Origin of the sequence: Hyphomicrobium sp., from assembly GCF_041659645.1 — a bacterium.
Classification (GTDB): domain Bacteria; phylum Pseudomonadota; class Alphaproteobacteria; order Rhizobiales; family Hyphomicrobiaceae; genus Hyphomicrobium_B.
In genome coordinates this window covers 456,845-474,579 of record NZ_JBAZXX010000002.1, presented here as the reverse complement: position 1 = coordinate 474,579, position 17,735 = coordinate 456,845, and the positions used below count along the sequence as shown (strand labels likewise).

Genomic DNA, 17,735 nt, shown 5'->3' with positions numbered 1-17,735 from the left:
TTCGAAGACGAGTAAAAAAATGGAGGAATGCCTATGAAGAACCTTTCACTCACGCTCGTTGCCGGAATTGCATTTGCCGGTCTCGCTGGCGGGATGGCCCCCGCGGCCATGGCCTACGACGGTACGCATTGCCAGGCCCCGGGCAACTGCTGGGAGCCGAAGCCTGGTTTCCCGGCCAAAATCGCGGGCTCGAAGTATGACCCCAAGCATGACCCAAAGCAGCTCGCAAAGCAGGGCGAGTCGATGAAGGCCATGGAAGCGCGCAACGCACAGCGTGCTGAAAACTTCAAGAAGACCGGCAAGTGGGTCTACGACGTTTCGAAGATCGAGTAGTCCGGCCAAAAAAAACTTCCTCGGATCTTGCTACGCTTGCAGAACGAAATTGCTTTCGCTCCGAGGCTTCTGGGGTGCTGCACAAACAGCACCCCCCTTTCGTTCGAGCAAAGACTAGCGCCCAGCTGTTCGGCCGGCTGGAATGCGATACGCTTGGAAAACAAGAATAATGAATAGCCCAACGCTTGAGAACCAATCTTCTGCCGATGGGCCCGAACCCATCGATCTTGAGACTTGGCGAAAAAACGCCCAGGCTTTCGAACGCGAAATTTCCAAGGCCGTCATCGGACAGGAACGCGCCATCCGTCTTTTGACAATCGCGGTCTTTGCGCGCGGTCACGTCCTTCTCGAAGGTGATGTCGGCGTCGGCAAGACGACCCTTTTGCGAGCCGTCGCACGCGCTCTTGGCGGTTCCTACGAACGTATCGAAGGCACAATCGACTTGATGCCATCGGATATGATTTATCACACCTTCCTCAATGAGGAAGGCAAACCGCGAGTTGATCCCGGCCCCGTCCTCCGCCACGGCACCGATCTGTCCGTCTTCTTCTTCAACGAGATCAATCGTGCCCGCCCCCAGGTCCACTCGCTTCTTCTAAGGTTGATGGCCGAGCGCAGCATTAGCGCCTTCAACAAAGAGTACTTTTTTCCAAACCTGCTGGTCTTCGCCGACCGCAACCGCATCGAGCGCGAAGAAACATTCGAGTTGCCCGCCGCCGCGCGCGATCGCTTCCTGATGGAGGTCGGGATCTCGACACCGACAAGCGATGCCGCACGACGCGATCTCGTCTTCGAAACGAGATTTCACGACGTCGATGCGCTGATCGGATCCATCAAGGAGAGTGTGATCGATCATCGTCGCCTCAACGCACTCGCCAAAGTCGTTCAAAGCACGATCATCGTCAGTCCTGTTCTCGAAAAATATGTCCTCAATCTCTGGAGCGCTATCCGCGAGCCAGACAAGGCCGGCATCCCGGTTCCCGGCGTCGATGTTTCGCGCCTCGTTGCAGGCGGCGCCAGCCCGCGAGGCATGAGCTATCTCATCCGCGCGGCGCGTGTGCAGGCTTGGCTTTCCGGCCGCGAGATGGTCGTTCCAGAAGACATCCGCGAAACCTTCGAAGAATGCATGGCGCATCGAATCTTTCTTGCACCCGTGTACGAGCTTCGCCGAGACGAGATCGTTCGATCGCTCATCAGCGGGGTCTTTTCAAAGGTACCGGCGCCATGAACGAGGCGGCGCGCGATCTCGCTTACGCCATTCCCTGGCGCACAAGCGGCGTCCGCATCGGCGCGCATAGAAGCTATCTCTCGGGCAGTAGCGGGCTCTTTCGGGACATCGTCCCCCTTACTTCCTTCCCCGATCCGCGGCGCATCGCGATCCGCGCATCTCTCAGCGATCCGTTCGAAAGACTTCTGGTTCGCCGCGCCGAGCAGCCGAGTTCCATCGACGTTGTCGTTCTCGTCGACGTGTCCGCATCAATGGCTTTCGAGGGTCGTTGCAATAAAATTTCTGTCGCGGCCGATCTTGCGGAAGCTCTAGCCATCTGCGCGGGGCGGACAGGCGACACCTTCGCGCTTTTGCCTTTCGACAGCACCCTTCGGCGCGATCTCGTCCTTTGGAAAACCCTGTCGCGCGCCGCGCAATTGGATGCGGTCGAGCGGCTCCGCCACGCAACGACTGAACGTAAGGGCGCCGAAGGCATCGCTGAAGCCGGTGGCGCGATTGCCGGATCGCGTAAGCTTGTCTTTATCATATCGGACTTCCTCTGGCCTGAAAGCGTTGCGCAGGCGGCCGCCGACGCGCTCGCTTTCCATGACGTGGTTCCAATCGAGATCCGCGACAGCCTTGAGCTCGAAGACTTGCCGAGTTGGGGTCTTCTCAATTTGCGCGATCTCGAAAGCGGGGGGCACCGCCTCGTCGCGATGCGGCCGTCCCTCAAGGCGCAATGGCTCACGCTCCGTAGCGAACGACGCGCCCGCATCACGCGCGTTCTCGATGCGAATTCGCGTGAGATGTTCACCGTTCGAAATTCCGTCGATTGGATGCAGCTGACCGCTTACCTTCTCTACGGAGCGGCCTGATGCGCGGCTGGTGGATGGCTGCAATCTTGCTTTTAAGTGTCCGCCCAGCAGCGGCGGCCATCGACGCGGTCAACGTCTACGAGCCACGGACATTCGGATATTTTATCGGCGATACGCTCGAGCGCGACGTAGAGGTGATCACCAGCGGCAATACGGAGCTTTTCACCGCGGCGCTTCCGCGCCCGGGCGCCCTCACCTATTGGCTGGACCTTATTGCGATCGATCACAGCGAACGTGAGGAAAACGGCCGCAAGATCTACGACATCAAGCTTAAGTATCAAATTTTCTATTCCGCCATCGAAGCGACAGGTCTCAATATCCCGGCGTTACCGCTGAAATTCAAGAATCCGAACAGCGTTGCCTCCGACGCGACCGCATCCGACGAACCCGCCGATCCGGCCGCGAAATATTCGGCCTCTATACCTGCGCTTGCCCTAACGATTGCGCCGCTCCGCAACCTCGTGCTGACCGACCTGATGCCGGACAAGACGAAAGAGCTTTCCGACATTTTGCGGCCCGACGCCCCCGCACACGAACTGGCGACGGCGCCAAAGGAAAGTGTGCTCGCAATTTCCGGCGTCTCGCTTCTCATCTGCGGGCTCTTGCTGCTTTGGCACTATGCGATCTGGCCGTTCAAAAAGCGGACGGGGCGTCCGTTCACACAAGCCGACCGTCAGATCCGGGATCTGCTGTCCTATGGCATGGGAGATCCGACGTATCGCGAAGCGCTCTTGATCCTGCATCGCGCCTTCGACGAAGCCGCCGGCCGTCGCCTCTTTGCCGAGGACGCTACCCGGTTCACCGAGGAGCATCGTCGATTCGCCGGACTCTCCTCGCGGCTCAAAATCTTCTTCGATAGCTCCCGCCTCTATTTCTTCTCCGATGACCGCAGAGCGGCCGAAGAGCATTTTCCGATCGAGAACGTCCGGAAGCTCGCCGGCGATCTCGCGCGAGAAGAACGAGCGGCCGCATGATTTTTACGAATCCGATTGGCTTGTATCTGCTGCCGCTGATGCTCGTGCCATTCTTTCTCGGGACGCAGCAGCAGGAAGGATATCCATCGCTCGCGTCGCTTCCCTCCGACCGTCTTTCGCAGGCCATCACTTGGGCTTTGCGGATCGCGGGCGTTATAGCGACCGCGGGCCTGATCCTCGGACTTTCCGGCATCGCGTTTCGCGAACGCACGATCGAACGCTTTGGCCAGGGAGCCCACATCGTTTTGCTGATCGATCGCTCGGCAAGCATGAACGATACGTTCGCTGGCCGGCAGCCGAGCGGCGCTGAAGAATCGAAATCGTCCGCGGCCAAGCGGCTCCTCAAAGATTTTATCCTCGAGCGCACACACGACCGCTTCGGTGTCGCGGCGTTCTCGACAGCGCCGATGCCTGTCGTCCCGATCACCGACCATAAGGGCATAGTGCTTGACGCCATCAACGCCATCGACCGCCCGGGGCTGGCCTTTACCGACGTCGGTCGCGGTCTCGGTATGGGATTGAGCATGATCGACGAGGACGTTTTGCCCGGATCTCGCGCCATCGTGCTCGTCTCGGATGGCGTGGCCGTGATCGGACGACGCGTACAGGAAAGTCTGAGAATGGATTTCGCGCGCCGCCCCGTGCATCTCTATTTCCTCTATTTGCGCTCCGAGGGCTCGAACAGCATGTTCGCGACGCCGCCTTCGGATGCCGAAGATACGCCGCAAGCGCTTCCCGAACGCCACCTCAACAAGTTCTTTGAGAGTTTGCGCGTTCCCTATCATGCCTATGAGGCGGAGAACGCGCAGGCGGTAAAAGCCGCAATTGACGACATCGGTAAACTTGAACAGACGCCGATCATCTATACCGAACGTACCCCTCAATACGACATGTCGCGCTGGGCTTATGCAATTGCGGCATTCGCTTTGGCGCTTCTGCTCGCTGCAAAGCTCTGCTCGCGGACCCTTAGATCCGAAGTGCGAGGCGCCCATGCACATTGAGCAACTGTTCTCGCTTCTCGCGGACCAGAGACGGAGGATTCTTTGGCTTCTCGCCGCGGCAAGCGCCGTGTGGTTTGGCTATGCCGCCGACGATTTCTTCCGCACCGAACGCGCCAATCGCAACATTCGTGAACTTGTCTCACGTCACGACATCCCAATCGACGTCCGCCAGGCGGACCCGCAGGAAATCCTCGCGCGGATCAACGAATCCATCCGGCGCGATCATATCGATGACGCACAGGCTGCCCTCAGCACCGCGGAAGTGAGCTTGCCGGCCAATGTGCGTGGCGCAGCACTCTATAACATCGCGAACGCCAGAACGCTTTTGGCTGGTGAAGCTGTGCGTAAAGGCGATCTCGACAGCGCTGCCGCGCTAGTCAATCTAGCGAAATCCGAATACCGGCTCGCGTTGCACCTCGATCCCGAAAATTGGGATGCCCGTCACAACATCGATGTAGCCATGCGCGTCGTGCGCGACCTTCCCCAAGCGGACAATCCCGAGACGACCTCTCCCGACGCACCGAAGAAATTATGGACTGACCTGCCTGGCGTCCCGAAGGGGTTGCCATGACCGCCCTCGGTATCACGTTTGACCGCAGAATGGCGTTGCTCCTCGCAGCCCTAGGTCTGGCGATTGCTGCGATTATCGGGTTCCATCTCGTACGCAATCAGCGGATCGCCGACGTTCTTGCTGTCGTCGATATCACGGGCAGCATGAACACGCGCGACATGGGAAACCCGCGCGGATCGCAGAACCGCCTCGAAGCCGCCAAGACCGCGCTCACCAATCTCATGCAGGATGTACCGTGTGAATCTCGACTCGGGCTTGGTGTTTTCACCGAGCGCATTTCCTTCCTGCTCTTCGATCCCGTCGAGATCTGCGATAACTACGACGCCCTTGAAGGCGCCATTTCCGGACTCGACTGGCGAATGGCATGGGAGGGTGACAGCTACATCGCAAAGGGGCTTTATTCCGCGATTGACATCGCGTCGAGCCTGAAATCCGATCTGATCTTCATGACCGACGGCCATGAAGCGCCGCCGCTTCCCTTCAGCGGCATTCCCGACTTCGATGGTAAGCCGGGAGTCGTCAAAGGACTGATTGTCGGTGTCGGCGGCAGCGAAAAAACGCCGATCCCGAAGTACGATGACGAAGGACGACAGGTCGGGGTCTACGGCGAAACCGACGTACCGCAGGACAATCGCATCGGCCCGGCGCCGAAGGATGCTGAAACGCGCGAAGGCTATAATCCGCGCAACGCGCCTTTCGGTGCAGCGGTCGCGAGCGGTGACGAGCAGCTTTCTTCGGTCAAGACCGCGCACCTCGAAGATCTTGCGCGCCGCACCGGGCTTCACTACGCCGGGCTTCAAAACGTCAGCTCCGTGGCGCCGAGCCTTCTGGCCGCGACCGAGCCGAGGCTCGTACCCATCGATACAAACATGGCTTACGTGCCGGCGCTTCTCGCGCTGGTCTCGCTATTGACGCTCTACGCGCTTTCGCTGTTCGAGACGATGCCGGCTCTGAATATGCGGCGCCTTTCGAAAATCCCTTTCACGTCCCACGCTAAAGGAGCCTTGGTTTATGGCAATTAAGTTACGGCCGCTTCTCGTCCTCGCCGCCATCCTCTCTTGCTCGGGCACGGCCTGGGCGCACGGCCCGACGCCGCAAAAAGTCGACGAAAAGATTACGATCGCAGCACCTCCGGCTGACGTCTGGAAAGTCGTGAAGGATTTCGCATCCATCGGGTCTTGGCATCCCGCCGTCACGAACATCAAAGTCGAAGGCACCGGGAACGAAACAACACGGACACTGAGGCTCAAGTCCGGCGGTAAACTCATCGATAGCCTCGACGTTATCGACGATAAGGCGATGGAGATCGATTATCGACTTCAAGACGGGGACTTGGCTGCGCTTCCCGTCAGTTCGTATTCCGATGCGATCACCGTGCAACCCGCCCCCGGCGGCAGTGAGGTGGAATGGATTTCTCGCCTCTATCGCTTCGATACGGGAAACGAGCCGACCGACGATAAGAATGACGAAGCAGCGGTGAAGGCCTCCACGGCTTTCATCAAAGATGGCCTCGCGGGGCTCAAGGCAAAAGTCGAAGGTAAATGAGGACACGTCTTCCCGTCGCTGTCCTCTTGAGCGCCATTGTCATTGCGTTGCGAAGCGCAATGGCAATGGCCTCCTTGCAGAATATTTACGTTCTCAGTCAGGATGACGGCATCCTCTCAGTCATCGACACCGACACCGACGAGATAGCGGCGAAGATCGCGATCACCGGCAAACCGGCCGCCTTCACCATCGACTCAGCGTCTCGCAAGGCATTCGCGACGCTTCCCGACGCAGGTGAGATCGCGGTCGTCGATCTCGAACGCCGCGTCGTCCGGTCGATGTTGAAAATCGGAGGGCAGCCGTTCGGCATCACGTCCGATAACGCCGGCCGATTGTTCATCAGCGACTGGAGCGCGAACCGGATTTCCATCGTCAATGAGACGACAGGCGTGATCGAGACAACGCTTTCAGTCGGCCGTTCGCCCGCGCATCTCGTCGCGACGCGCGACGGAACCCGCGTCTACGTCGCCGATCGCGAGTCGAACACTGTCGCCGTTATCGACACCAGGGGTCTGAAGATTTTGACTGAGATTGCCGTCGGCCGCGCCCCGTTTGCGCTGTCGTTGAGCCCCGACGACAAGCAACTCGTCGTCGCCAATGTTCAGGCCGCGACACTCTCCATCGTCGATACCGACATGTTGCGGATCGTGTCGTCGCCCGCGACCGGCAAGATGCCTTACGGCGTCACCATCACACCCGATAATTCAGAGATATTGGTTTCAAACCAGCACGGCGGAACGGTTTCGATCTTCGACGCGCGGACGCATGAGCCGCGCGGAGAAATCAAGGTCGGGCGTTACCCCGAAGGCGTCGCGGCGCTAAGAAACGGGAGAAAAGCATATGTCGCAAATTGGTTTTCAGGGAGCGTTTCGGTCCTCGATCTCCAAACCAAAACCGAGATCAAAAAAATCAAATGTCCAGAAGGCCCGCGCATGGTTCTCGTCGACACTACGGCGCACTAATTTCGCTATCGTGGCGGCCGCGATCTGGATGTTTAGCGCGACGAGCGACGGTCGCGCCGATACGTTTTGCGCGGCAACCGTCAAAAGCGGCATCGCGACTGGCACAACCGAGGCCGAGGCCAAAACCGCCGCAACGACGTGGTGGTCATCTCGTGCGGGCGCACTTGGCGAAGGCTACCAGGTCTGGGACCGGGCGAAGGACAAATCCCTCAGCTGCGATCCCGGCCCATCCGGAACATTCAGATGCAAGGCATCTGCAAGGCCGTGCCTTCCCGACGGCAAACTACCCGACGACCCGCAGAAGCGCGATCTGTAATCAAGCGAAGCCGACGATCGTTATAGTTCGCTGAAAGTCCTGGTCGACTGCATCGAACCGAAATACGTGCCCGTCCAGCGCTCGACTTTCTCCGGCAGGAAGATGAAGCTCTGAACCTTGTAGACGAGCCCGTTGCTCAGAACGGTTTCGTCTTTCACCGGGATGGCGTTTGCGGGGAGAAAGTAAGCACACGTCTGCTTTCCAACGACCTTGTTGACGACGTTCGCCGCGATCTCTTCGGCATCGCCTTCCGCCTCACGCTGCAGAAACGCAACCTGCTCATGCTTGGCGCCACAGAAGTATCCCGACACCCTGACCGGATCATCGGAGCGCGCGGGCGCCGATGAGCAAAGCGCAACGGACGTAAGAAGAAGAGCTATTCGAGGAAGGCTGATGAAAGGCATCGAACGTCTCCAAAGGCTAAACGGTTCACAACCTGCGTGAACCCAAACCCCGAGCGCGCCTCCGACCCTTTTTCTCAATTTCTTTTAGCGTGAAGGAAGAGTCGGCAGACCTCAATGGCGATGAGGTCACATGCGTCGCGAAATCCCGGGCAAGCACACAGATGAAAGGGCTGCCCGGCCGCGACTTGCATACGGCCAGGCAGCCAAGGAATTTTACTCGACGACTAGCAGGAAAGATTTCCCCGCATCCGTCGCGAGTTCAGCGTCATCGAGCGTACCGTCGTTGTCGGGGTCGGCGGCCTTGAAGCGGGCCTCGACGATCGTCTCGTACTCTTTCGCATCAAGCGTACCGTCGTTATCGGGGTCCGCCGCCTTGAGACCAGCCTCGTCGACGCGGCCCGAAAGCTCCTTGGCGTCGAGCGTTCCGTCCTTATCCGGATCGAGCTTGGTGAAAACCTTTGCCGCCGCGGCTTTCGCTTCCGCAATATCGGCGGTTCCGTCGTTGTCGGGGTCGAGCGCTGTCAGCGAGGCCGAAGCCGCCAACACCGGTTTTGCGGGATGAAAGAACGCAAAACCGGCGACCGCCAGCAAAGCCGCGACGCTCAAGAGTCTAAATTTCATATCGAAAATCTCCTCTATGGGCCGCGCGAATTGCTTCCCCGTTTGGAAGTCAGTTCTTAAATTATCGAGATCATTTCCCGAAGCGCGCCACATGGAGCACGCTATCAGAGGACTATTTCCCGTATTAAGGTGATAAATTGGAATAGATTTCAGGAATTTATTCCCGGGCGGATGTCCAGCTGTCGACCGCTGCGATCAGCATCAAATCAGCTTCATCTCGAGGGCGATGCGCACCATCTCTGTCGATGTCCGCGCCCCCCAGGAGCAGTCATTTCGGCCGTCTGCCATAGCATCTCGCTATCGAATCCGAACACCAATGGCATTTCAGCTTTTGCGAGGCGCGAGGCACTATAGCATTATTGAAATTTGGCCTCATCGCTCATTGCGGGCGTTTTGGGGGGATCTCGTACGCTTTATCGGCCGCGAAGGAGAACTCCGCTGCGGACCGAAGCTGGTCATCTAAACATCCGGATCGCGCATTTGACCCGAACTCAGACCCTCGCCGATGCCTTTGCCGACATCTGCATGATGGACGCGCCCTTGAATGCACGGCTGGCAGCTTATGCCGGTAAACTCCGCGAGCTGAACTTTCCCTTCGCCGAGGCCTATGACGATCTCGTGACGCGCCTCTACACCGGGGAGGTCGGAAGGGTCGCACCTTCCGTTGGCGAGGTGATGCCGCCGTTTATCCTTCCATCCCGGTCAGGAACGCTCGTGAGCCTCGATGATCTGACCGCGAAGGGATCGGTGGTGCTAAGCTTCAATCGTGGTCACTGGTGTCCCTTCTGCAAAATCGAGCTTAAGACCATCTCCGACTATCATCTGGAGATCGAAAGAGCGGGGGCACAGGTTGTTTCAATCATGCCGGACCAGCAGGAATTCATGGACGGCGTCAGAACGCTGACGCACGATGCCGTCCTAATCCTGACCGATATCGATAGCGGTTATGCCCTTTCGCTCGGCTTGGTGATGTGGGTCGGAGAAAGCTTGAAGAAAATGATGAAAGGGCGCGGCTATCACCTCGATGCCTTCCACGGCAACGACGGATGGTTTTTGCCGGTCCCTGCCACATTTGTCGTCGGACAGAATTCCCAAATCAGAGCGCGATTTGTCGATCCGGATTTCAGAAAGCGCATGGAAATTGATGATATAATCGCGGCTCTCCCGAGGAGCGAGGTCTGATCCGCGGTTGAGAGCCGGAACGATTCAGACTAAGTTTTTCGCGCGGATGTGTGTGGCGCAACGACAGGGCACATTATCCGCGGAGAATGCCTGAATGGCCTCAAAGTCGCTATCGGACGCCCTCCAGGAATGCACGACGCGTTGTCAGACCATGGATGCGCCGCTGCCCTTGCGGCTCCAAGCATTCGCGAATGACGTCCGCAATCTAAGTCCTGATTTTGCGGACATCGTAGACCGTATGGTCGCGCAGCTTAGGGCTACCGGTCTCGGCGAGAACGCGCCAAAACCCGGCGAACCCATGCCGGATTTTGTGATGCCGGACCAAACGGGCCGGCTCCATAGTCTTGGCGAATTGATCGAATCCGGGCCAGCAGTGATCGCCTTTCATCGCGGACATTGGTGCCCTTACTGCCGCATCAACGCAGGAGGGCTCGCGGCGATTCATGACGACGTGCGCCGCCTCGGTGCACAGCTTGTCGCCATCACGCCGGAAATGGAGCGGTTCAATGCTCAGCTCCGATTGGAGGGCGGAGCGAAGTTCCCGATCCTTTCCGACATGGATAACGGCTACGCGTTGATGCTGAACCTTGCCTTCTTGGTCAATGATGAAAAGCGGCACGCGATGACGGAAGCCGGTTGGGATTTCTCGCCCTATCAAGGCAACACAAATTGGAGTCTGCCGATCCCGGCGACTTTCATCGTCGACCGCGACGGGCTGGTCAAGGCCCGCTTCGTCGATCCCGATTACCGAAAGCGCATGGACACGATCTCAATTCTGAATGAGCTCAGGTCGCTGGCGAATTGACCGCCGCCGCAGGGGCGCCGCCGCTTGCGAGAAACAATTGCTCTTCGACGACCCTCCAGTCGGCCGCCCGAAGCATTTTGATGAGTGTGCTCGCCGCCGTGGAGCGCTGTCTCCCAGCAACACCATAGACATAGACGGTTCTCTCGATCATCAGACCGTCAAGGTCCAGCTGTTTGGATTTCATGCTGAGCACCGAGCTTCGGGGTGCAATGCCAATACCGAAATTGCTTTCGAGAAGTGTTGTCAGATCCTGCTCTGTCGAAACGTCGTGCTTTGTCTTGGGGCGAGCGCATCGCTCGTCGAGAAATTGCAGAATTTCCTTCAAGTTCTCGCAGTTGCTGCGGCAGAGCAGACGTTCGCTTGCAAGCTCGCAAGGAGAAACGACACCGGGAGCGGAAGCCAGCCGGTGACTGTCTGCAACCACCAGTCTGTAGGGTTCAGTGAACAATGGCCAGGAATCAAGCCGCTCCCAGGTCCCATCGATCGGCCCGGCCACGCCAACCTCCACTTCCCCTTTTTTCAAGAGTTCCGCAACTTCGCTGTTGGTGCCGCGATAGAAGCGAAGTTCAAGGCCTGGGAACGCTCGTATAAGTTCCGACAAAAACGAGATAAGTAACATAATATTGACGGTCACCGACAATGCGATCGCAAGCGGAGCGACGGCGCCGCTCTTCATCGATTTTGCCAAAGATTTCGCGGTCAAAGCGCTATCGTAGCACTGTTGGAGCATCGGCAGCATACGGTGTCCAAGCTCTGTCAGATGCGAAAGATTGCGTTCGCGCCTGAAAAGCTCGCCGCCAAACTCGTCCTCAAGCTGCTTGATCGCTCGTGTCAAAGAAGGCTGAGCAACATTGCAGCTTTCCGCCGCGCGCGTGAAATTGAGCTCCCGCGCCACGGCCAGGAAGTATCGAACCTGATGCATTTCCATCGGGAATAGTCCGAAACTCTGGGTCGGGCGGATATCGTCCGGGTAACGACGTTCAAAAGTGCCGATAGTCAGAAGGTATCGAAACTTAGCTCAAACGATATTTCTGATCTAGCGCCAGCACAGATAGTTTGAATGCGGACAAAAGCCAAGAAATTAGGCGCTTAGCCAAAGTCGCTTCCTCCGCGCCGGCTCAAGCCGAAATCGAGGTTCGCAGACAGCCGTTACGCATCCCTAGGCGTCTGCTATCGGGACCCGGCGACGCCTCCCCTGTACCGGCCGGGTCCCTCCTTTTTTGCGACACCCAGAATGGAGCCGACTATGCAAGCCACCGACGCAACGCTGGAAAGGTCAAAGCTTAACCGTAACCTGCGAGGAAAATCTGCAATCGTCACGGGTTCGACGAGCGGAATAGGTCTTGGCATCGCCCGCGCGCTCACAGAAGCCGGCGTAAATGTTATGTTCAACGGCTTTGGATCGTCGTCCGACTTTGATCGCCTTCGCAAAGCCCTGGAGGACGACAACAGAATAAAAACGGCATTTTCCGGCGCCGATATGTCGAAGGAAAGTGAGATCGCGGATATGATCGAAGAAGCCAGAACGGCGTTCGGCCATATAGATATTCTCGTCAACAACGCCGGAATCCAGCACGTCGAGGCAATAGAGACGTTTCCCGTGTCGAAGTGGAACGCGATCATCGCCATTGATTTATCGGCGGCGTTTCACACAATTCGGGCGGTCGTTCCGGAGATGAAGGCGCGTGGATGGGGCCGGATCATCAACATCGCGTCCGCCCATGCGTTAGTCGCATCGCCGTACAAGTCCGCTTATGTGGCGGCCAAACATGGAATTCTTGGGCTTACCAAAACTGTCGCGCTTGAGGTTGCTGAATACGGCATCACGGCAAATGCAGTCTGCCCCGGCTACGTACTTACGCCTCTCGTAGAAAAGCAAATCCCCGAGACCGCAAAAGCGCGCATGCTGACGGAAGCGCAAGTTGTGCGCGACGTCCTCCTGCACGCACAGCCGACACGCAAATTCGTCACGACGGAAGAACTCGGTGATTTGGCAGTCTTCCTTTGTCAGGATGGCGCCAAGTCGATCACCGGCGCTGCACTCCCGGTCGAAGGCGGGTGGACCGCACGATAATAGTCAGAGCAGCGGTGCAATGGTGCGTCGGCGCCCTGGGCTGGTGCACTTCTTTGTTCGTTACATACCGTGCAATAGCCCCGCGCTATCAAACAGAAACGCAATCGATATTTCAAAGAAGACCACCGAACTCCCCATTGTGTCTCTCGGAAAGCGCCCCCGCGCTTGACAAATGAAACCCAATTCGGAGTGACACACGATGACATCATCCTTCAGCAAGTCCTGGATCGCGATATTGATTGCTGGCGCTCTTGCCGGCACTATGGTTGTCGGCATTACCGCAGCAAGCGCCGGCGAATGCCCGGCCGATAAAGTTGTGGCGAGCGATGGCCAGAAGCCCGGCGCGACTGCGCACAAGGGCGTCACCGAAAAGCTTCTTGGTCAAATCGATCTATCAAAGGAAAAGATCGCGCTCGCGGATCATCACCTCCGCATGCGCCGGCTTGAGATCGCACCGGGCGGGGAAGTCGCGTGGCATAGCCACGATGATCGGCCGGCTCTGATTTACATCGTCTCCGGCACGATCACGGAATACGCGAACACATGCTCCGTTCCGATCGTCCACAAGGCCGGCGATCTTTCGATCGAAAGCCACCTGTCGCATTGGTGGAAGAACTCGTCGAGCAAGCCAGTCGTGCTGATCTCGGCCGACATCGCGACCGACGTGCACGACCACAACATGTAAGGCCGTCGTTCTTCAGTTTGTCATCCCGGCTCTGCGTTACGGCCGGGATGACCGAGACAACGCAGCGGGACCCGCGCGGATCAAACGCAAACGAATGGAAGGAAGCCGCCTATGCCGATGAGCCTCACGCGCAAAGAACTGGAGATGGCATTGATGCCGGCAGTCACAGTGGTTCCCATGTTTAAATTGCTCATCATCATGCTGACAGCATTTTTGACCGTGGTCGACTTGTTTGCGACGCAAGCACTTCTGCCGACACTTGCCGCTCATTATGATGTCAGTCCCGCCGCGATGGGGCTTGCCGTGAATGCCTCCACGCTGGGTATGGCTATTGGCGGACTGTCAATCGCACTTTTAAGTCAGCATATCGACCGGCGGACCGGAATTCTTGCCAGCCTGCTCGTATTGTCGATTCCTACGTTGCTGCTGGCCTATGCGCCCAACCTTGCGATATTTGCATCATTGCGCGTGGCGCAGGGTCTCTGTATGGCGTCGGCATTCGGGCTGACGCTCGCCCATCTCGGCGAAAGCTTTACAGCCGAACAATCGGCCGGTGCGTTCGCCGCCTACATCACAGGAAATGTCGCCAGCAATCTCGTCGGACGCTTCATCGCGGCTGCGGTTGTCGATCACGCTGGGTTGGCCGCAAACTTCGTCGTCTTTGCCGGGCTCAACATAGCTGGTGCTGCGCTGGTCTATACGACTGTTAGGCAAGTGCCGATGCCAAAAAAGTCCGCGATCTCAGCCGAGGTACATCCCGACCCCTGGTGGATTCACATTAAGGAAACGGAGATGCGCGCGGTTTTCGGCATCGGGTTCTGCATCCTCTTCGCGTTCATCGGCACGTTCACTTACGTGAACTTTATTCTCGTCGCGCCGCCGCTTGCCGTCGGCATGATGACGCTCGGTTTCATCTATTTCGTTTTCCTTCCTTCGATTGTGACGACGCCGCTAGCGGGCTCGGTCGCTCGCAAGATCGGCCATAAGCGGGCTCTCTGGGGCGGCCTCGTCGTCGCCGCCGCAGGTCTGCCGTTTCTTGTTGTCCCATCGCTGCCGGCCGTTCTTGCAGGCATGATCCTCGTCGCCGTCGGCACATTCTTCGCCCAGGCGCTTGCGACGGGCTTTGTCAGCCGCGCAGCGAAGTCTAACCGTGCGTCGGCGAGTGGAATCTATTTGGCAAGCTATTTCGCCGGCGGCCTTGTCGGGAGTGCCGTGCTTGGTCAAATTTTCGATCGCTTCGGATGGACGGCATGCGTCGCCGGAATCGGAGTATCGCTGGCTGCCGCTGCCTGGCTGACTCAGTATCTCAACGTCAGCGCGGCCCGGATGCGAACCTGAATCTTGCCACGCGCGCGGCGTTCTCGGCAATCACCCGAGCATTGTCGTCGCTCGCGGCGTTCCCGGCAGGGACGCCCCGAACCTTGACCATTGGGCTCGACCAGACAGGCACACGCGGACAGCCATCGCAACTGTCCTTGTAGCTCATCATTGTGCGCCAGGATTTGCCATAGACAAAGCCGTGACCGAAGGCGAACGGCCGCTTCTCATCATCGAGCGCCTCATCGTGGCGAGCACCGATCAGATGGCCGATTTCGTGTGCCATCGAATACATGTTCGCCGCGCAGTCGTGATGGACGACAGCAAACGCCCGATCGGGTCGGGCGTGGACCTCAGCTGAGAGACCGCAGCCGTTCGGGTCATTCACAATCAGGATTCCGACATCGGCTTGGTATTTGTCGCGCAACTCGTGCACCTCGTCCATGTAGCCGTCGCCCTTGTCGGCGAATCGGAAGACATGATCGAAGTGCGTGCCGCTCTCGACATAGTTCGTCTCATACGCGTAAGCGAGCTCCAGTTTCACATTGGTGATGCCGCTGTTGCGGAACGACTCGTTGGCATCCTCGATGGCAAGTGGGATGAGGTCGGTCTCGATGTCGTTGTAGTGCGCGGCGGCAGCCTTCGTATAGGCGATGATAAGCCGAATGGTTGCCTGTTCGCGCGTCTCATCCGCGGGCAGGGGAGTGTGCGTGATATCCATTGGGCCGGGGCCTATGACAGTGGTCTTGGCAGGCGCCGCGTCCTCCTGGTTGCGCGTACGCGACCGGTCGAGGCGGTCCGGCTTGCCCTGCGCTGGTTGAAGCTTCTGCGGGTCGCCCATGAGCGTGCTTGCATCACCGTGCACGACGAGCGGATCTTCCTTCAGATGCATCTTCTTCATCATGTCGAAACCCATGGGGGCATGCTCTGGCGGCATCATCGCGGGGTTCATTTCGATGACAGTATGCAAGCCGTTGCCGAGGTCGTGCACCGCATAGACGTGACCTTTGGAGGTGACGGAACCCGACATCTTGCCGGACGGCCACCAGAGGAGTGTCACGGGTTCGCCCGTTTCCTCGACAGCCCCGTGCCAAGCATAACCGCCGGCGACCGGCGCGACGCCTATCCGCACGGCGGTTACTGTTTTACCCTCCGCAAGAGGGAGGAGAAGCTTCGGCCGCGGCGCGGTCGGATCGGTATCGTGCATACCTTTGGTCAGCGCGTATTCCTCGACGCTCGGCGAGCGGAGCGCCATCATGCTGATCGTAACGGCGGCCTTGGAGTCCATCTCCTCATGCATTATCGAGGTCTGCGCCGAGGTCATCGCACCGGTTTTCGCCATCGGCGTCATCACCTGATTCCACCCCTCATCGAGCTTTGTAAGCTTGACGCCTGCGTTCGCGGCGGCCGCCGTGACGGCACCCCATTTATCGCCCGGAATTGCCCAGACCTCGGCCTTTGTCATGTCGAGGATATCGCGATGCGGATGCCCGGCCGCGTTATAGATCGCGGCGTAGGCCGGGCTATCGGTAACCGGAAGGTTCGATAAGACGGATTCTACCGTTGATTGGCCGGGCTCCCCGGCGGCAAATCTAGCGAGTAGAAACAGGCTCGCTGCCGTTAATGCCAAAGGTGCGGTCAATCGGTGTCTGCGGATCGAAGGCATAGGGCGGACTCCGCGGAATCGTCAGCGCGAGTAGGCACGCCGGTTCTAAAAAAAACCTCGCAGGCGCCATGCCCACGAGGCTGTAGCACATGGAACGTTGTGAACGCTGTTACTTCCCGTGCTTGGCCGCCATGTCAGCTTCGATTTGGTCCCATACGCCATGCGGAGAGAAACCGTCTCCGGCCTTGCAGGAATTGTAAGCGTCAAGCGACTTGCGTACGGCGTCGGCAAGCTCGTAACCGGACATTTTATCGATATAGATCGACATTTTACCCATATGGGTCTTGAAGCCACCGTCGCAGTCTTCAGCCGCATAAACAGGCGACGCGAAAACCGCGAAAAGCGCGATGAGTGCAGATGCGGAAATGAGTTTCATTGGGGGTTCTCCTTGTTGCTTTGTCATTGACCGCCACTCTTCCGTGAGCGGGGTTGGCGAGAACCTATTGGGAGGCGGGCCCGGACTGAAATGCCGTTTGGCGCTTGAATTCATAGCTCCGCGCTATGTCACGAACATTTAGATTGCCTTGACGGCCTTCCCGCCTTCCAGCGCGCCAAATTCTCTCAATAGGCGACGACTATCGACTTCGAAGCCAATCTATATTTCCGGAAAGAGCAGCACCTCGTCATTGTGGCGATATCCGAACCACAGGTCTCGTTGGTTCAATCAATGAGGAGACAACCATGACGTTCAAGCCATCAACGCTGCTCAGCGCGTTGCTCATCGCGACGGTCACCGCTTTTGCAATACCGCTCGCGAATACATCGACCTCAGCCTATGCCACAACGAGCGAAGACGGCGTGGTCAAGGTGAAGAGCGCCTACGGCTTTGACGAAACGATCACACGGATCGAGGCCGACATTGCGAAGAAGGGCATTAAGTTCTTTCTAGCGGTCGATCAAACTCAACTCGGTGCGTCCGCAGGCATCAAGCTTAACCCGTCGACTTTGCTGATCTTCGGCAATCCACCACTCGGCATTCAGTTTCTGACTTCCAATCCGGATTCCGGGCTCGACTGGCCGGTGCGCCTTCTCGTTCGGCAAGACGCCGACGGTCGGGTTTGGGCCGTGTATACGGATTTCGGGTGGATTGCTAAGCGGCACGGCATCACCGACCGTGAAGCGCAATTCAGGATGGCGTCCGACGTCATCGCATCAATCACATCAAGCGTCGCTTCGAAACAATGATCCGCTGTTTGC

General features: G+C 58.2%; 21 protein-coding genes and 1 pseudogene. 16 read left to right on the top strand and 6 right to left on the bottom strand.

What is annotated here, in order from left to right:
* Positions 1–33: 33 nt before the first annotated feature.
* From WC811_RS07325 to WC811_RS07280, 10 genes are all read left to right on the top strand, one after another.
* The gene (locus tag WC811_RS07325; RefSeq protein WP_372642528.1) at positions 34–333 is read left to right on the top strand and encodes a methanol dehydrogenase [cytochrome c] subunit; all 300 of its coding nucleotides are present in this window, start codon (positions 34–36) and stop codon (positions 331–333) included.
* A 169-nt stretch (positions 334–502) separates the two neighbouring features.
* Positions 503–1,561 carry an AAA family ATPase gene (locus WC811_RS07320; RefSeq protein WP_372642526.1) on the top strand — a complete coding sequence of 353 codons (1,059 nt, stop codon included), beginning with the start codon at positions 503–505 and terminating at the stop codon, positions 1,559–1,561.
* Positions 1,558–2,415, top strand: coding sequence for a DUF58 domain-containing protein (locus tag WC811_RS07315; RefSeq protein WP_372642524.1), 858 nt, complete (start codon positions 1,558–1,560; stop codon positions 2,413–2,415). Before WC811_RS07320 ends, WC811_RS07315 begins: the two co-directional genes overlap by 4 nt.
* Positions 2,415–3,389: a nonribosomal peptide synthetase MxaA gene (locus tag WC811_RS07310; RefSeq protein WP_372642522.1), complete on the top strand. Its 975-nt coding sequence runs from the start codon at positions 2,415–2,417 to the stop codon at positions 3,387–3,389. Before WC811_RS07315 ends, WC811_RS07310 begins: the two co-directional genes overlap by 1 nt.
* On the top strand, positions 3,386–4,390 hold the full coding sequence (locus tag WC811_RS07305) for a VWA domain-containing protein (protein WP_372642520.1): 1,005 nt from the start codon (positions 3,386–3,388) through the stop codon (positions 4,388–4,390). The genes WC811_RS07310 and WC811_RS07305 overlap by 4 nt, the downstream gene beginning before the upstream one ends.
* Positions 4,380–4,961, top strand: coding sequence for a hypothetical protein (locus WC811_RS07300; RefSeq protein WP_372642518.1), 582 nt, complete (start codon positions 4,380–4,382; stop codon positions 4,959–4,961). Before WC811_RS07305 ends, WC811_RS07300 begins: the two co-directional genes overlap by 11 nt.
* The gene (locus tag WC811_RS07295) at positions 4,958–5,983 is read left to right on the top strand and encodes a vWA domain-containing protein (protein ID WP_372642516.1); all 1,026 of its coding nucleotides are present in this window, start codon (positions 4,958–4,960) and stop codon (positions 5,981–5,983) included. Before WC811_RS07300 ends, WC811_RS07295 begins: the two co-directional genes overlap by 4 nt.
* Positions 5,973–6,506 carry an SRPBCC family protein gene (locus tag WC811_RS07290; protein ID WP_372642514.1) on the top strand — a complete coding sequence of 178 codons (534 nt, stop codon included), beginning with the start codon at positions 5,973–5,975 and terminating at the stop codon, positions 6,504–6,506. Before WC811_RS07295 ends, WC811_RS07290 begins: the two co-directional genes overlap by 11 nt.
* Positions 6,503–7,468 carry a YncE family protein gene (locus WC811_RS07285; RefSeq protein WP_372642512.1) on the top strand — a complete coding sequence of 322 codons (966 nt, stop codon included), beginning with the start codon at positions 6,503–6,505 and terminating at the stop codon, positions 7,466–7,468. Before WC811_RS07290 ends, WC811_RS07285 begins: the two co-directional genes overlap by 4 nt.
* Positions 7,469–7,496: 28 nt before the next feature.
* A complete protein-coding gene (locus WC811_RS07280) occupies positions 7,497–7,784 on the top strand; it encodes a hypothetical protein (RefSeq protein ID WP_372642510.1) in 288 nt (95 codons plus the stop codon).
* 20 nt (positions 7,785–7,804) lie between these two features.
* Here the strand turns inward: WC811_RS07280 and WC811_RS07275 are convergent, their stop codons facing one another.
* Positions 7,805–8,188 carry a hypothetical protein gene (locus WC811_RS07275; protein ID WP_372642508.1) on the bottom strand — a complete coding sequence of 128 codons (384 nt, stop codon included), beginning with the start codon at positions 8,186–8,188 and terminating at the stop codon, positions 7,805–7,807.
* A gap of 213 nt (positions 8,189–8,401) precedes the next feature.
* Complete coding sequence (locus WC811_RS07270) at positions 8,402–8,809, bottom strand: EF-hand domain-containing protein (protein WP_372642506.1); 408 nt, start codon at positions 8,807–8,809, stop codon at positions 8,402–8,404.
* Between the two features lie 480 nt (positions 8,810–9,289).
* Between WC811_RS07270 and WC811_RS07265 the strand changes: the two genes are divergently transcribed.
* On the top strand, positions 9,290–9,991 hold the full coding sequence (locus WC811_RS07265; protein ID WP_372642504.1) for a peroxiredoxin-like family protein: 702 nt from the start codon (positions 9,290–9,292) through the stop codon (positions 9,989–9,991).
* Positions 9,992–10,085: 94 nt separating this feature from the next.
* A complete protein-coding gene (locus WC811_RS07260; RefSeq protein WP_372642502.1) occupies positions 10,086–10,796 on the top strand; it encodes a peroxiredoxin-like family protein in 711 nt (236 codons plus the stop codon).
* Here the strand turns inward: WC811_RS07260 and WC811_RS07255 are convergent.
* Positions 10,777–11,472 (bottom strand): LysR family transcriptional regulator substrate-binding protein, encoded by a 696-nt coding sequence (locus WC811_RS07255; protein ID WP_372643694.1) that lies wholly within the window; start codon positions 11,470–11,472, stop codon positions 10,777–10,779. The two genes, WC811_RS07260 and WC811_RS07255, sit on opposite strands and share 20 nt — an antisense overlap.
* 81 nt (positions 11,473–11,553) lie before the next feature.
* Positions 11,554–11,718 (bottom strand): annotated as a pseudogene (locus tag WC811_RS07250) (LysR family transcriptional regulator); the annotation flags it as partial.
* A gap of 324 nt (positions 11,719–12,042) precedes the next feature.
* On the opposite strand from WC811_RS07250, the gene WC811_RS07245 reads away from it, so the two are divergent.
* From WC811_RS07245 to WC811_RS07235, 3 genes are all read left to right on the top strand, one after another.
* A complete protein-coding gene (locus WC811_RS07245) occupies positions 12,043–12,870 on the top strand; it encodes a 3-hydroxybutyrate dehydrogenase (protein ID WP_372642500.1) in 828 nt (275 codons plus the stop codon).
* Between the two features lie 199 nt (positions 12,871–13,069).
* Positions 13,070–13,555: a cupin domain-containing protein gene (locus WC811_RS07240; RefSeq protein WP_372642498.1), complete on the top strand. Its 486-nt coding sequence runs from the start codon at positions 13,070–13,072 to the stop codon at positions 13,553–13,555.
* A gap of 144 nt (positions 13,556–13,699) precedes the next feature.
* Positions 13,700–14,893 (top strand): MFS transporter, encoded by a 1,194-nt coding sequence (locus WC811_RS07235; protein ID WP_372643691.1) that lies wholly within the window; start codon positions 13,700–13,702, stop codon positions 14,891–14,893.
* On the opposite strand, the gene WC811_RS07230 is transcribed toward WC811_RS07235, so the two are convergent.
* A complete protein-coding gene (locus tag WC811_RS07230; RefSeq protein WP_372642496.1) occupies positions 14,868–16,514 on the bottom strand; it encodes a M12 family metallo-peptidase in 1,647 nt (548 codons plus the stop codon). The two genes, WC811_RS07235 and WC811_RS07230, sit on opposite strands and share 26 nt — an antisense overlap.
* Before the next feature lie 133 nt (positions 16,515–16,647).
* On the bottom strand, positions 16,648–16,914 hold the full coding sequence (locus WC811_RS07225; protein WP_372642494.1) for a hypothetical protein: 267 nt from the start codon (positions 16,912–16,914) through the stop codon (positions 16,648–16,650).
* 305 nt (positions 16,915–17,219) lie between these two features.
* Here WC811_RS07225 and WC811_RS07220 point away from each other — a divergent pair, with 305 nt between their 5' ends.
* Positions 17,220–17,723: a DUF302 domain-containing protein gene (locus WC811_RS07220; RefSeq protein WP_372642492.1), complete on the top strand. Its 504-nt coding sequence runs from the start codon at positions 17,220–17,222 to the stop codon at positions 17,721–17,723.
* Positions 17,724–17,735 lie beyond the last annotated feature (12 nt).

Coding starts and splice junctions, on each gene's coding strand:
- WC811_RS07325 (WP_372642528.1), top strand. CDS start 34: ATGAAGAACCTTTCACTCACGCTCGTTGCCGGAATTGCATTTGCCGGT.
- WC811_RS07320 (WP_372642526.1), top strand. CDS start 503: ATGAATAGCCCAACGCTTGAGAACCAATCTTCTGCCGATGGGCCCGAA.
- WC811_RS07315 (WP_372642524.1), top strand. CDS start 1,558: ATGAACGAGGCGGCGCGCGATCTCGCTTACGCCATTCCCTGGCGCACA.
- WC811_RS07310 (WP_372642522.1), top strand. CDS start 2,415: ATGCGCGGCTGGTGGATGGCTGCAATCTTGCTTTTAAGTGTCCGCCCA.
- WC811_RS07305 (WP_372642520.1), top strand. CDS start 3,386: ATGATTTTTACGAATCCGATTGGCTTGTATCTGCTGCCGCTGATGCTC.
- WC811_RS07300 (WP_372642518.1), top strand. CDS start 4,380: ATGCACATTGAGCAACTGTTCTCGCTTCTCGCGGACCAGAGACGGAGG.
- WC811_RS07295 (WP_372642516.1), top strand. CDS start 4,958: ATGACCGCCCTCGGTATCACGTTTGACCGCAGAATGGCGTTGCTCCTC.
- WC811_RS07290 (WP_372642514.1), top strand. CDS start 5,973: ATGGCAATTAAGTTACGGCCGCTTCTCGTCCTCGCCGCCATCCTCTCT.
- WC811_RS07285 (WP_372642512.1), top strand. CDS start 6,503: ATGAGGACACGTCTTCCCGTCGCTGTCCTCTTGAGCGCCATTGTCATT.
- WC811_RS07280 (WP_372642510.1), top strand. CDS start 7,497: ATGTTTAGCGCGACGAGCGACGGTCGCGCCGATACGTTTTGCGCGGCA.
- WC811_RS07275 (WP_372642508.1), bottom strand. CDS start 8,188: ATGCCTTTCATCAGCCTTCCTCGAATAGCTCTTCTTCTTACGTCCGTT.
- WC811_RS07270 (WP_372642506.1), bottom strand. CDS start 8,809: ATGAAATTTAGACTCTTGAGCGTCGCGGCTTTGCTGGCGGTCGCCGGT.
- WC811_RS07260 (WP_372642502.1), top strand. CDS start 10,086: ATGGCCTCAAAGTCGCTATCGGACGCCCTCCAGGAATGCACGACGCGT.
- WC811_RS07255 (WP_372643694.1), bottom strand. CDS start 11,472: ATGAAGAGCGGCGCCGTCGCTCCGCTTGCGATCGCATTGTCGGTGACC.
- WC811_RS07245 (WP_372642500.1), top strand. CDS start 12,043: ATGCAAGCCACCGACGCAACGCTGGAAAGGTCAAAGCTTAACCGTAAC.
- WC811_RS07240 (WP_372642498.1), top strand. CDS start 13,070: ATGACATCATCCTTCAGCAAGTCCTGGATCGCGATATTGATTGCTGGC.
- WC811_RS07235 (WP_372643691.1), top strand. CDS start 13,700: ATGGCATTGATGCCGGCAGTCACAGTGGTTCCCATGTTTAAATTGCTC.
- WC811_RS07225 (WP_372642494.1), bottom strand. CDS start 16,914: ATGAAACTCATTTCCGCATCTGCACTCATCGCGCTTTTCGCGGTTTTC.
- WC811_RS07220 (WP_372642492.1), top strand. CDS start 17,220: ATGACGTTCAAGCCATCAACGCTGCTCAGCGCGTTGCTCATCGCGACG.